Origin of the sequence: Flagellimonas olearia, assembly GCF_004150225.1 — a bacterium.
GTDB classification, from domain to species: domain Bacteria; phylum Bacteroidota; class Bacteroidia; order Flavobacteriales; family Flavobacteriaceae; genus Flagellimonas; species Flagellimonas olearia.
The window spans coordinates 322,439-336,381 of the sequence record NZ_ML142908.1 but is presented as its reverse complement, the minus strand read 5'-3'; the positions used below and the strand labels follow the sequence as shown (position 1 = coordinate 336,381).

Sequence of the window (13,943 nt, the reverse complement as noted above, 5' to 3'; positions counted from 1 at the left end):
ATTCAAATGGTAAGTCTTCTTTTTCGAGCGGTAATCTCCCAAGTGTCGATTTTTTTGCCGTTTTGGATCACGGAAACTTCATCATGAAGGTTAACGGTAGGACAGATGTGGTAGGGGATGCCGTAAAGGACATCGCCGATGTTTAGGGCTCCCCAATCCGCTACTTTGATAACACCATGCTCCTCACTTTGTGAAAGCAGTTGGTAATCCTCAAGATTGAGGAATTGTATCCGTTTGTCAATGGGGTTTTCCGCGGCCACGGATTTATGCCCCATATCCACAGTAACAATGCCTTCGGTGGGTTTGGAGATGACCCGGGTCACCACTAGGGCCGCGTGCTTAAAGTTTTGTTCTGTTAATTTTTCTCCGTATCCCCAATCCCACAGCACGCAGGTGCCCGGACTGGTAATCCTTTTTTCCTCCATCCGGTGCGAAGTAAAGGAGGGCGTTCCTCCACAAATCATTCTTAGGTTTGGATGGGTGTTTTTCAAGGTATCGAAGTAGTCGGTGACAGATTCCAGCCCCTGTTCAATTTTTTGATTCCTTTCTGAAAACTCAGGGTCGCGAAGATGCCCATCGTACACATGGAATCCTTCAAACTGTAGGGATTTGCATTCATCCAAAAAGGCTATCAAGGTATCGAGCTCTTCTCCTATTTTGATTCCGGAGCGGTTCATCCCGTTATTGATGTCAATATAAATTGGAGTGGTCAAACCTTTGGCCTTGGCCTTTTCATTCAACAATTTGGCCGAGGTAATCGCATCAATCAGGGTGGCAAAACGGGTGGACGGAAAATGGGCGGTCAATTCAAGGAAACGGTCCACTTTAGGTCCTACCAGTTGATGGGCGATCAGTACAAAATCGGCACCCGCCTCTGCAGCAATTTCCGCTTCCGCAATGGTGGAAGCCTTGAAGTTGGAAATACCGGCATCCAACAATCGCTCCATGACCTTGGGCATTTTATTGGTCTTGATGTGGGGCATCAAACGATTGGTATCCCCATGGACCAGGGAAAGCATTTCTTTGATATTGAATTGTAAATGATCTATATACAGGGCAATGGAAGGGGAATCTACCGTATCCACATTTTTGATTTCATACCATTTTTGGGCCATGATTCTTTTTAGTTTGAATTGGGAAACAAGGTACTGATTTATGACTGAAGGGAAGTTGAATTCTTTTTGTAGCTTTAAATACATTAACCATAAATCTTCATATCATGAGAAAAGTTATCAGTTGTTTGTTATTGTCCTCTGCCATTTTGTTTTCAAGCTGTTTGGGGTCGTTCAAGGCCTTCAATAATTTGAAAGATTGGAACCAAGGAGCCACAGATAGTAAGTTTGTGGACAATTTAATTTTTTGGGGACTGTGGATTGTTCCCGTTTATGAACTGTTCCTTCTCGGGGATGCCATAATCTTCAACGTGATCGAGTTTTGGTCCGGATCCAACCCCATTGCCATGAAAGAAGGGGAATCTGAGACCCAAATGGTGGAACATGATGGCAATACCTTTAAAATGGTTGCAACAAAGAACCGGGTTCAGGTGAGTGTGGTCGCAGGACCCAAACAAGGTAAAAAAATCGATTTGGTGTACAAGCCCGATGAAAAATCTTGGAATGCAGTTCGGCCGAATGGAGAAATCATAAAACTATCTTCCTTCGAAGAAGGGTTCTACATTGTGTATATGCCCAATGGGGAGCAAATCAAGATCAATCCCATGAGCACCAGAGAGGAAGGGTTGGCCATTCTACAAGAAAGCAAGACTTGCTATTATTCGGAAAGCCTATTGGCAGATTAATAACACTACACTTTATCAAAAGCCATGGTCGTTGCCATGGCTTTTTTGTTGCAATACACTTTCAAAATACTCTAAAACAAGGATTCTTTGTCAGGGAAGTGTCTTTGTCTGTAACAAATCAACTATTTGTGTGACCTATTGTCGTTGGAAATATTTTAACCATATATTAGTCGGCATAATCAAAAACAGATAGTAAATCATGATAAAAAAATTAGCCTTACATGCTTTGGTGCTCGCAACGGTTTTTTCTTGCGGTGTCAAAAATCAAACCAATGACCTAGCCACGGATACCCCCATAATGACGTCCTTGGATTTGGTCAATATTCAAGATGACAAAGTAAATGTAGTGATCAATCCAGGGAGGTTTATCCAGGATACGGTTACCTATAGATTGCCTAGAGTGGTTCAGGGAACCTATGCCGTATCCGACTTTGGTAGATACATAGAAAACATCAGGGCCTTTGATTATGAAGGCAATGCTATGCCAATCAACCAAGTGGATACCAATACTTGGACCTTTGCCAACGCCAAGAATTTGGACAGGATAGAATATGCCGTGAATGATACTTTTGATCAGGAAGAGCAAGGAGGAATCGGCGACGAAGTTCCTTTTTCACCTTCGGGAACCAACATAGAGCCCAAGCAAGTGATGTTAAACCTTCACGGGTTCGTAGGGTATTTTGATGCCCTAAAACAGAATGCCTACCAGATTGACATCAAATCCCCTTCGAGTTTCAAGTATACTTCCCCCCTCACGGAGATAAAATCGACCCAGAGCGAGGATGGTGCCATCAAACATTCAGTGTTCCTCGCCAATCGATATTTTGAAGTAACGGACAATCCCATGATGTATGGTGAGACCGAGGTTGAAGAGTTCATGGTAGGCAATATCAAGATCGTATTGAGTGTTTTCTCGCCCAATGGAGTACACAAAGCTTCGGAAATCAAAGAAATTATGGCGGAGATGATGCAGGCCCAAAAACAATACCTGGGAGATTTGAACAGCACCCCGAGGTATGACATCCTACTGTATTTGTCCGATACGCAGAAACCAGATTCCCCAAAAGGTTTTGGGGCTTTGGAACACCATACTTCCACGGTGGTAGTATTGCCGGAACAAATGGATCCAGAAGCATTGGCAGAATCTATGATCGATGTGGTGGCCCACGAATTCTTCCATATAGTCACACCACTTTCGGTACATTCTGAAGATGTGCATTATTTTGACTACAACAACCCAACGTTCAGCAAGCACTTATGGCTTTACGAAGGGGTCACCGAATATTTTGCACAGCATTTTCAGGTGTATGAAGGCTTGATAGACCCGGCTGAGTTTTATGTGAGGACCACTGAAAAGATAAATACTTCAAGGTCCAATTACGATGACGCTATGAGTTTTACCCAAATGAGTGAGAACATTTTGGAGGACCCATATAAAGACAACTACGCAAATGTGTATATGAAAGGGGCGTTGATCGGTATGTGTGTGGACATTTTAATGCGTGAAAATAGCGATGGACAGCGTAGCCTAAGGTCATTATTGGGAGAGTTGTCCGTTAAATACGGTAAGGACAAACCGTTTGAAGATGATGCCCTGATTGCCGAAATTACCGCAATGACCTATCCTGCGGTAGGGGAGTTTTTAAACACGCATGTAGTGGGAAACACTCCTATAGATTATGGTCAAATATTGGATAAGGTTGGATTGTATTTCGCTGAGGCGGAAGTGGAGACCAACTACATTCAAAATGCAGGCGAACTGATCTTATCCGCAGACCCTGCAAGGGGAGGCGTCAAGTTCAATGACCTTGTGATGAACAACAGTTTTTGGAAAGATAACGGGGTACAGCCCAATGACTTTATAAAATCCATCAATGGAACGGAAGTTACCTTGGCCAATGCCAACCAGATTTTAGCGGAAGTATATGCATGGAGCTCTGGCAAAGCCATACAAGTGGAATTATTACGGGGAGATGGGGAAATTCTCATTGATACCACAACAACACCCACATATACCAAAGCTGTTACCCTATTGGAAAACCCGGAGGCAACAGAAGCCCAAAAAGAATTGCGAAAAGCTTGGCTGAAAGGCTAGGTCTAAGTTTTACCAAATAAAAAGGCCCCGATCATGATCGGGGCCTTTTTATTTATAGATTGTTCAGAAAATTAATACCTGTAATAATCGGGTTTAAATGGGCCTTCCACCTTCACACCGATGTATTCCGCTTGATCTTCCTTCAATTCGGTCAATTCGGCGCCCAAACGTGCCAAATGCAGTTGGGCCACTTTCTCATCCAAATGCTTGGGAAGCATATAAACTTCGTTTTCGTATTTGTCACTGTGGTTCCAAAGCTCTATCTGCGCCAAGGTTTGGTTGGTAAATGAGTTGCTCATCACAAAACTGGGATGCCCTGTGGCACAACCTAAGTTTACCAATCTGCCTTCGGCCAAGATGATAAGGTCTTTGCCATCAATGGTATACTTGTCCACTTGGGGTTTGATCTCGTCCTTGGTGTTGCCATAGGTTCGGTTTAGCCAAGCCATGTCGATCTCATTATCAAAGTGGCCAATATTACAGACAATGGCCTTGTCCTTCAGGGCACGGAAATGCTCTTCCCGGATGATGTCCTTATTGCCCGTAGTGGTAATTACAATATCTGCATTGGAAACAACGGTTTCCAGTTTTTTCACTTCATAACCATCCATACAGGCCTGAAGGGCGCAGATAGGGTCAATTTCGGTTACGGTAACAATGGAGCCCGCACCACGGAAGGAGGCTGCAGTACCTTTTCCCACATCACCATATCCGGCCACAACAACACGCTTTCCGGCCAACATGGTATCCGTGGCCCTACGGATGGCATCCACGGCACTTTCACGGCATCCATATTTGTTGTCGAATTTGGATTTGGTCACGGAATCGTTCACGTTGATGGCAGGCATGGGCAAGGTGCCTTTCTTCATGCGCTCGTACAAACGGTGTACCCCAGTGGTGGTCTCTTCGGAAAGGCCTTTCACACCTGAAGCCAACTCAGGGTATTTGTCCAATACCATATTGGTAAGGTCACCACCATCGTCCAAGATCATGTTCAAGGGTTGTCTGTCCTCGCCAAAGAACAAGGTCTGCTCAATGCACCAGTCAAACTCCTCCTCATTCATTCCTTTCCAAGCGTAGACGGGGATTCCGGAAGCGGCAATGGCAGCAGCAGCATGGTCTTGGGTGGAAAAGATATTACAGGAGCTCCAGGTCACTTCGGCACCAAGGGCCACCAAAGTCTCGATCAATACCGCTGTCTGAATGGTCATATGCAGACAACCGGCGATACGGGCTCCTTTCAAAGGCTGCTCTTTTCCGTACTCCTCGCGCAATGCCATCAGTCCTGGCATTTCGGCCTCGGCAAGCTCAATCTCTTTTCTTCCCCAGTTGGCTAGGGAAATATCTTTCACCTTATAGGGTACATGGGGAATTGTCTTTGTGCTCATACGTATATAAATTTACTTTCGTAGCTTAGCTTTTATAGTGCAGCAAAGATACAAAAACACCTAACTACTAGTCGTGCCCATTTACAAAACCATAACAGTTTCCCCAACCACTTCGGTATATATATGGAAAGTTACCGAGGCAGAAGAAGAATTGTCCAATGGGATAGAGCTTACCCCACACTGCCAGAATAGAATGGATGGGATGAAATCCGAAGCTCACCGGAGGGCTTTTTTGAGTATCAGGCACTTAATGGCCAAAGCTGGGTATGTGGACAGCGACCTGTACTATGATGATTTTGGAAAACCCCATTTGAAGGATGGCAACCATATTTCTATTACGCATTCGCACGATTTCACGGGAATCATTGTCAGTGAAACGGATGAAGTGGGTATAGACATTGAAATGCAGCGCGATAAAATCCTGAGAATTGCACACAAGTTCACTCCCATTGAAGAGTACAAGACCTTGGCCAATGTGGAGGCCATCATCAGAAAGCTCACCATTGTTTGGGGCGCCAAGGAATCACTCTATAAGATCTATGCGCAACAGGGGTTGAGTTTTTTACGGCATATCGATGTGATGGACTTTACCTTTCAAGATGCTCGCACCGTGGCCGAGATCCTGTACAAAGGCAAAAAATCCCATTATGATATTGAGTTTTTGGAGTTTGAGGGATTCACCTGCGTATATGCCCTTAAAATGATGGGGGGATGACAGGTACTTTTTACTAGATTTGTTTCGGAATACAAAAGTGCCCCCATGAAGATATCCGTTGAACTTACCTTGACCCCCTTGCAAGATAATTTTGAACCCCCGATCATCAATTTCATTAAAAAGTTGAGGTCTTCGGGGCTTACGGTGCTGGAGAATCCTTTAAGCACACAAGTCTTTGGGGAGTATGATAGGGTTATGGGGTTGTTGACGGATGAAATTAAGGTGGCCTTTGAAAATATTGATCACGTGGTATTGGGGATGAAGATTGTAAAATCCGACAGGAGCGACTATGAGCCCCATTTTTGATTTTTTTATTGGTCCGTACGAAGACAGGGAACTTTCCTTGGTCATTCTTGAGGCTACTGCCTTTTTCTTTGGAATAGCCAGTGTGGTCTATGCCAAGATGGAGGACATTATGGTCTATCCAACAGGTCTGGTGGCCACGGCCATTACTACTTACATTTTTTTCGTAGATCGATTGCTGGGCGACATGATGATGAACTTCTACTTTTCCATCATGAGTATTTATGGATGGTGGAACTGGGCCCGAAGAAAGCAGGACAGGGAATTTATTGTAAAGATTTCCCGAACCAATACCAAGGAAAAATGGATAGGGGTTGCACTGTTCTCCATTACTTTGCTGGTTACTTTCGGAGTATACAAGGCTTTTGGGGCCGAAATAAAGACGACCAACTACGTGGATATCGTCACCTCGGGCATTTTCTTTACCGCTATGTGGTATATGGCCAACAAAAAATTGGAAAGCTGGACCCTTTGGATTCTGGGAGACTTAATAACCGTACCTTTGTACGCCTATAGGGGATGGGGCATGTTCTCATTGCAATACCTCATTTTCACCGTATTGGCCATTCAGGGATATGTAGCATGGAAGAAAGACTTGGGCAGGAGCCCTCAAACCTCATAAAAGTAGTTCTATTTGGGCCGGAATCTACAGGAAAGACCACCTTGGCCCAACAGTTGGCCCAACATTATCAAACCGAGTGGGTGCCGGAATACGCCCGGGAATATCTTCAAGATAAATGGGACCGGGAACAAACCACCTGCGAGCCTAAAGATCTTGTACCCATAGCGTATGGGCAGATGCGCTTGGAGAACCACTTGGCCAAAAAAGCGAACAAGATTCTCGTTTGTGATACGGATCTTTTGGAGACCAAGGTATATTCAGAAGCATATTATACAGGAAGTTGTGATCCCGTTTTGGAAAAATATGCCCTCCAAAACAAGTACGATCTATATCTACTGACCTATGTTGATACCCCTTGGGAAGCGGACGACCTTAGGGACAAACCTGACGAACGTGAGGAAATGTTCCAGTATTTCAAGCAAGCTTTGGAAAAATATGATCGAAATTTTGTTATTTTAAAGGGGGACAAAGCGTTCCGGCTTTCAACAGCCATACAAGAAATCGATAAACTTTTTAAGACGCATGATTGATTTAAGTTCAAAAGACTTGGAACAATTGGAAAACAAAGGGATTTCCAAAGAAAAAGTAGCAAATCAGATAGAAACTTTCAAGGCAGGGATACCCTTTGTGGATTTGGTCAAGGCTGCAGTGGTCTCCAACGGAATCCTGAGGTTCTCGGACAAGGAGCAAGAAGAACTTGTACAATATTTTGAAGAGAACCGAGGTCATTTGGATCTGTTGAAATTTGTTCCAGCCTCTGGGGCCGCTTCTCGCATGTTCAAGGCGATGTTCAACTTTTTGGATGCCTTTGACCCCAAAAAGGAGACCCTTTCCAAATATTTGGACCGAACAGGCGATTCCGATGCAAAAAAGTTTACCGACCAAATGCATAAGCTGCCCTTTTACGTGTTGATTATGGACCGTATTAAGGATAATGCGTCCAATAAGAGTGAAGAAGCCTACCTTTTTGTAAAGGAGATGTTGGGAGAAGATAGGTTGAACTATGGATTCTACCCCAAAGGATTATTGCCTTTTCATTCTTACGATTCAGGTAGCGCAACCCCCTTTGAGGAGCATTTGAAAGAGGCTGCGTTATATGCCAAAACAGAAGGCAAGGCCCATCTGCATTTTACCGTTTCCCCGCAACATGACGAGATGTTCAAGGACGAAGAGTCCAAAGTAGGCCCTAAAATATCCGAAGCAACCGATACAGAGTTTTTAATTTCGTATTCCAATCAAAAACCATCCACGGATACCATAGCGGTGGATATGGAGAACAAACCTTTCAAAAACGGGGATGGTTCCATACTGTTCCGTCCCGGAGGACACGGAGCCCTCATTGAAAACCTGAATGAACAGGACGCTGATATCATTTTTATCAAGAACATAGACAATGTGGTGGTCAACAAGAACTTGGAAAAAGTGGCCAACAGCAAAAAAATGTTGGCTGGAGTATTGAGAAAGGTACAGGCCAAGGCTTTTGATTATGCAAGACTTTTGGAAGAGGATAAAGTGTCTCCGGAAAAATCGGATGAAATAAAATCCTTTTTGGAAAAGGAACTGAATGTTCGGATGCCCAAGAATTATGATGATTTGGATGTTAACGAGCAGCTATCCATTCTAAAGGACAAATTAAATCGTCCCATACGTATCTGTGGAATGGTAAAAAATGAAGGCGAGCCCGGAGGAGGTCCGTTTTGGGTGAAAGATGCCGAAGGGAATATTTCCCTTCAAATCATAGAATCGGCCCAGATTGATCTTTCCGATCAGGAACAGGAGGGCATACTCAAAAATTCAACCCACTTCAATCCGGTAGATTTGGTATGTGGGGTAAGGAATCACAAGGGAGAGAAATATGACCTTTTGGATTTTGTGGACCCAAAACAAGGGTTTATCACCGGAAAGACCCAAGAGGGCAAAGAATTAAAGGCATTGGAACTTCCAGGACTTTGGAATGGGGCCATGGCATTTTGGAATACTTTGTTTGTTGAAGTTCCCCTGATAACATTTAATCCCGTAAAAACAGTGAATGATCTTTTAAAACCTACGCATCAAGCTTAGTGTAAAGGAAATACAATATCTAAAATCCGTTTCAGATCCTTGAAGCGGATTTTTTTTTTTGCCCTTTATGTGACCCCCCAAAAAAAACAGTGTCAAAAAGATATAATGGAAAACGGATACATTGTTAAAAGAATTAAATGTTACTAAAATCATGGTAAGATCCTTGCGGGAACCTAGATTTTAGGTTGGTTGATTTGGTTGGAAGGCCGTACACTATGTACGGCTTTCTTTTAAAACTCTTCAAGGCAATGTTTACTGTGGAAACGAGAAGATTATGTTATTTGGAATAGTTCTGTTCTTCAATATAGTTTCACTGGCCATGGTCATATACCTTTTGGTGTCATATTTAAAAAGTAGAAAGAGAATAATGCATAAAAAAAATCAGGATGATGCTATATAAACACTATCCATTGTATTATCCGTTGTTGCCAACCTATTCATAATTTTCTTCCTTGGGATTATGATTTTGGCACTTTTGAAAGGCTGCTTCGGCGGCCTTTCTTTGTATAAAAAAGACACGTTTTTTACTTCAGGTAAACAGATTTACACAATGTCTTTTGACAGTTGTTATTTTTAAGTGACAGTTTCTCAGAGGATTGGGTAAATATGGCAGTAAAAGCGAATCTTGGCATTGGATTTTCATGGTATTAAGTGAGTTTAACATTATAAAATCATATACCATGAAAAATTTAGTTATCGCAACCGCATTATCATTTGTAGGACTTACAGCTATCGCCAATGAGAACACCCCAGAACTTAAAATGGATGAAGCAACGGTATTCGTTGTTCAGGACTTTGAGGAAATCAGTGTTTCCGATCTTCCTGAAGCCGTTACGGCAGCAGTGAAAAAGAACTACCCAACGGCCAAAGTGGACAAGGCCTATAAGAATGAGAAGGACCAATTTAAATTGGAACTGTCTTTGGAAGATGGGACCAAGGGAACCGTTTATGCCGATTCTGAAGGAAATTGGATAGAACTATAAATAGTTTATGAGACCGTGTTAGGTTAGTTGGTTTGATGAAAAGGGGTTGCTATGGCAACCCTTTTTTTGTGATAATTTTACCAAATTCCCATCATCTTCATGGCAACGGGCATCGTATATACTATTGAGATATGCCCAAAATCTTGATCATCGAGGACGATACTGCTTTTTGTCAAATGCTATCCAAGTTTTTGACCAAGCACGGCTATGCCGTTTCTTCAAGCTATACTGTAAAGGAGGCCCAAGAAAAGCTCAGCGCTTCCAATTTTGATGTGATTCTATCTGATGTTAGACTCCCAAAAGGTAACGGGCTGGCTCTCTTGTCCACTGTTAAGAAAGCTTCGCCAAATACCCAAGTGATTCTGATGACGGGATATGCCGAGGTGAAAACAGCGGTAAATGCCATGAAAAAAGGGGCGTATGATTATATCTCCAAACCCTTTACGCCAGATGAAATTCTGTCGGTCATCACCAATGCGCTGAAAACTCAAACTTCCGGCAATACACAAAAGTCAAATGAAAGTTCAATCAAAAAAAAGGATGCGCCGAATCAATTTTTGGTAGGTAAGAGTGAAAGCTCCCAAAAACTGCAACAGTATATCAATTTGGTTGCTCCTACCAATATGTCGGTTTTGCTGATCGGGGAAAGTGGAACGGGAAAGGAAGTGACCGCAAAATCCATCCATGATGCCAGTAAAAGAAGGGAGAAAAATTTTGTGGCCGTTGACTGTGGTGCCATTCCCAAGGAGATTGCTACCAGCGAGTTTTTTGGGCATGTAAAAGGAAGTTTTACCGGGGCCATTGAAGATAAAATGGGACATTTTGAGGCCGCCAACGAAGGGACCCTTTTTTTGGACGAGATCGGGAACCTTTCCTATGAGCATCAGATACAATTGCTTAGGGCCATTCAAGAACGAAAGATAAAACGAGTGGGAAGCACCAAAGAAATCCATTTGGATTTAAGGATCATTGCCGCCACCAATGAAGATTTGGCCCAAGCTGTAGAGGAAGGAAGCTTTAGGGAAGATCTTTACCATAGATTGAACGAATTTTCCATGACCATTCCTCCACTTCGGGAGCGGTTAGGGGATATCATGCTTTTTGCCGATTATTTTTTGGATAGAGCCAATGAGGAACTGGGGAAGAACGTTTCCCGTTTTACAGCGGAGGCCCAAGAATATGTTGAAACCTACTCTTGGCCGGGAAATCTTAGGGAAATGAAGAACATGATAAAACGGGCAGTTCTTTTTACCGAAGGGGATTCCGTAATGTCAAGTGCTTTTCCCGATCATATGATCCATGGCACTGAAAAAAGAAGCACTTCAAAGTTTTCAAAATCCGAGTATGAAAAGGAACGGATTTTGAATGCCTTGAAACAGACCAACTTCAACAAGAGCAAGGCGGCCAAGTTGTTGCAAATGACCAGAAAAACTCTCTACAACAAGATTAATCAGTATCAAATGGAGGTGTAGCCAAGTATTGGCAAACTGCCTTTTCAAGTTGGTCAATACTGGTTTTTAAATCCGAAAGCGTTTCAAACACTTTTTTTCCATGGGTTTCATCGGGTAGATGTTCCAACCCTTCCAAGATTTCTATGGATTCCTGAGCCTCCAATTGCCGGAACATGGGCAACATTTTATGGGAAATGGACCGAATACGGAAAAAATCCACATCCCCAATGGCCGAAAAAAGCAATTCCAAATTCTTTTGGGTATTCTCCATAAAGACCTCCAACACCTCCCGTACAGCAGTTGGACTGTCCAAAAAGGCTGAAATCTGGGCAATCTGGAACAAGGGAGAATGGGATTCCGGTATCGTATCCGTTCTGGACAAAGGAATTGGAGATTCTAGATTGATTTTGGATACAGCTCCAACTGCTTTTAGCAATACATGACTGGAAAAAGGTTTCTGTAGCACGTTGGTGAAACCCGCTTTGGTATAGATTTTCTTGTCCATTATTTTTTGCCCTGTCATGGCAATTATCGGTTGACCTGAGTAAAGTTGACCACCCCTTTCCCGTAATTTCTGGAGTACGGTAAATCCATCGGTATCCGGCATTTGTATATCGGTAAGAAGAAGGTCATAGTTTGGATTTTCAGTTCGTGCAAGATCGTGATAACTTGAAAAGGTTTTAACATGGATATGGTTCCTCTGGCAGATTTCACGCAAGAGTTCCAACAGGGTTTCATCATCATCCAAAATATAAACCGTTAAACCTTCCTGATAAGTAAAGTTCTCTGCTGCCTGGGTCAATGGCTCCTTCAAAAACTCAAAGGGGAGCTGTAGGGTAAATGTGCTCCCTTCACTTTTTTTGCTGGCCAGGGTCAGGGTTCCACCCAACAGTTCGGTCAGTTTTTTGGAGATGGTGAGTCCCAAGCCATATCCGCCATAGTGTTTTTCGGTGGTATCTTCGGCTTGGGCAAATTCCTTGAAGATGATTTCCTGTTTCCGGGGCTCAATGCCGATGCCAGTATCCGTTACACGAATGGTCAAATAGGAATTGTCCTTGCTTTTCTTGGTGCCCGCTTCCACTTTCACATAACCTGAATGGGTAAACTTAAAGGCGTTTCCAACAAGGTTGGTCAAGATTTGACGTACACGAAATGCATCACCAGTGATGGGATTTTTAAGTTCCTCGGCGATGTCCAAATGTAGCTCAACCCCTTTTTTGGACTGTGTTTCCTGAAAATGGGATGTCGTTTCAACAATGAGGTCGAAAAGAACAAATGGAACCTTTTCAATATGTACCTTCCCTGCTTCCAATTTAGAGAAATCCAACAAGTCGTTCGCGAGGTTCTCCACATAGTTGGATGCGGATTTCACATTGCCGAGGTATTTTGATTGCTTCTTGTTGAGACCGCTTTGTTCCATGAGTTCTGTATAACCACTGATGGTATTCAAGGGGGTCCTTAAGTCATGACTTACGGTGGAAATCAATTGTTCCCTGCTTTTTAAGAGCGATTCCGAGTATTTTTTCTCCTCTTCCAATCGATCCCGGTATTGCTGCACCTTCCAAAAATCCTTGGAGATGAAAAAAGTGAACAAAATTATGCCCAAGAGGCCCAAAGCAATGGCTGCGGCCGCCAAGCGAATACTTCTTTGCAACACCCTCTTTTGTTTGAGGTTATCCAAATAGGTATTTTGGATGATTTCACGTTCAAACGAGGAGATGATACTGCGCATCTTTTGGGATAGTTCCAGATCTGTTCTATAGATCTGGAGTTCTTTTTGGGATACCGAGCGTTCAGCAGCGGCGGTTTCTGTTTTGGCTCTCTGTAAAATCGATTTGGAAACCTCAAGGATGGAATCTATATTTTTGGCATCGGTGTTTCCATTGGGGTCTGGAATGTTTTTGTTGAGAATCGCCACATATTCCCTAATGGATTTTTGGGTTGCTAGAGACAACTGGTCAAAGTTGGGAGCAAAAGTCTCCGGAGTAATTCGGCCCATGTCCACCTCCATTTTGTGGAACGCCCGTAAGATGGAATCTATGGGCGCGGTGTTCTTGTTTTCAACCTTTAGTTTTCGGAGTTCGGCACTATTGTACATTTTTTGCTGAAGCAGTTTTTGTACGCTGTCCAATTTGGAAACTTGGTTGACGTTCCGTGCAGAAACCATAGGCTTTAAGGAATCTATCAGTGTATTTATGGAATCCACTTTTTGTGTATAGACCTTTAGGTTCTTTACACTTTTGGTCTGTAGGGCAAGTTTGGACAGATTCTCGGCCTCATAAAGGCCAGTGAGCAATCTGTTGGTCTTTAAAAGCTTAAGGTTGTCCTCATTTTTGTCCTGGGATGCGGTATAGCTTTTAAATTCAGTATAGATAAAAAAAGCGGCCAATATCCCCAAAGCCCCCAAGGTCAAATAACTGAAGATGATTTTTAAAGTGAATCTGTTCTCGGATTTCCGGCCCATACATCATTCTTTGATATGATATATACGTATTCAGGTATACCACATAGTTGTTATCAAAAGTTA

General features: G+C 43.0%; 12 protein-coding genes. 9 read left to right on the top strand and 3 right to left on the bottom strand.

Going from position 1 to position 13,943, the window contains the following annotated elements; genetic code table 11:
- Window positions 1-2 precede the first annotated feature (2 nt).
- Window positions 3-1,115 carry a D-TA family PLP-dependent enzyme gene (locus DN53_RS06755; RefSeq protein ID WP_129653632.1) on the bottom strand — a complete coding sequence of 371 codons (1,113 nt, stop codon included), beginning with the start codon at window positions 1,113-1,115 and terminating at the stop codon, window positions 3-5.
- 104 nt (window positions 1,116-1,219) lie between these two features.
- Here DN53_RS06755 and DN53_RS06750 point away from each other — a divergent pair, with 104 nt between their 5' ends.
- Both DN53_RS06750 and DN53_RS06745 read left to right on the top strand, forming a co-directional pair.
- Window positions 1,220-1,798, top strand: a complete 579-nt coding sequence (locus DN53_RS06750; protein ID WP_129653631.1) for a DUF3332 domain-containing protein — start codon at window positions 1,220-1,222, stop codon at window positions 1,796-1,798.
- Window positions 1,799-1,997: 199 nt separating this feature from the next.
- The gene (locus DN53_RS06745) at window positions 1,998-3,893 is read left to right on the top strand and encodes a M61 family metallopeptidase (protein ID WP_129653630.1); all 1,896 of its coding nucleotides are present in this window, start codon (window positions 1,998-2,000) and stop codon (window positions 3,891-3,893) included.
- Between the two features lie 71 nt (window positions 3,894-3,964).
- Here DN53_RS06745 and ahcY read toward each other — a convergent pair whose 3' ends face one another.
- Entirely contained in the window at window positions 3,965-5,281 is a 1,317-nt protein-coding gene (gene ahcY / locus DN53_RS06740; RefSeq protein WP_129653629.1) for an adenosylhomocysteinase, read from the bottom strand.
- Between the two features lie 73 nt (window positions 5,282-5,354).
- Between ahcY and DN53_RS06735 the strand changes: the two genes are divergently transcribed.
- From DN53_RS06735 to DN53_RS06705, 7 genes are all read left to right on the top strand, one after another.
- Window positions 5,355-5,996 (top strand): 4'-phosphopantetheinyl transferase family protein, encoded by a 642-nt coding sequence (locus DN53_RS06735; RefSeq protein WP_129653628.1) that lies wholly within the window; start codon window positions 5,355-5,357, stop codon window positions 5,994-5,996.
- Between the two features lie 45 nt (window positions 5,997-6,041).
- The gene (locus DN53_RS06730; RefSeq protein ID WP_129653627.1) at window positions 6,042-6,302 is read left to right on the top strand and encodes a YkoF family thiamine-binding protein; all 261 of its coding nucleotides are present in this window, start codon (window positions 6,042-6,044) and stop codon (window positions 6,300-6,302) included.
- Window positions 6,286-6,921, top strand: a complete 636-nt coding sequence (pnuC, locus tag DN53_RS06725) for a nicotinamide riboside transporter PnuC (RefSeq protein WP_129653626.1) — start codon at window positions 6,286-6,288, stop codon at window positions 6,919-6,921. The genes DN53_RS06730 and pnuC overlap by 17 nt, the downstream gene beginning before the upstream one ends.
- Window positions 6,882-7,451, top strand: coding sequence for an AAA family ATPase (locus DN53_RS06720; protein ID WP_129653625.1), 570 nt, complete (start codon window positions 6,882-6,884; stop codon window positions 7,449-7,451). The genes pnuC and DN53_RS06720 overlap by 40 nt, the downstream gene beginning before the upstream one ends.
- Window positions 7,444-8,982, top strand: a complete 1,539-nt coding sequence (locus DN53_RS06715) for a DUF4301 family protein (RefSeq protein ID WP_129653624.1) — start codon at window positions 7,444-7,446, stop codon at window positions 8,980-8,982. Before DN53_RS06720 ends, DN53_RS06715 begins: the two co-directional genes overlap by 8 nt.
- Window positions 8,983-9,662: 680 nt before the next feature.
- A complete protein-coding gene (locus tag DN53_RS06710) occupies window positions 9,663-9,965 on the top strand; it encodes a hypothetical protein (protein ID WP_129653623.1) in 303 nt (100 codons plus the stop codon).
- A 131-nt stretch (window positions 9,966-10,096) separates the two neighbouring features.
- Window positions 10,097-11,437, top strand: coding sequence for a sigma-54-dependent transcriptional regulator (locus DN53_RS06705; protein WP_129653622.1), 1,341 nt, complete (start codon window positions 10,097-10,099; stop codon window positions 11,435-11,437).
- Here the strand turns inward: DN53_RS06705 and DN53_RS06700 are convergent.
- Window positions 11,412-13,880: a hybrid sensor histidine kinase/response regulator gene (locus DN53_RS06700; RefSeq protein ID WP_129653621.1), complete on the bottom strand. Its 2,469-nt coding sequence runs from the start codon at window positions 13,878-13,880 to the stop codon at window positions 11,412-11,414. The genes DN53_RS06705 and DN53_RS06700 overlap by 26 nt on opposite strands.
- Between the last annotated feature and the right edge of the window lie 63 nt (window positions 13,881-13,943).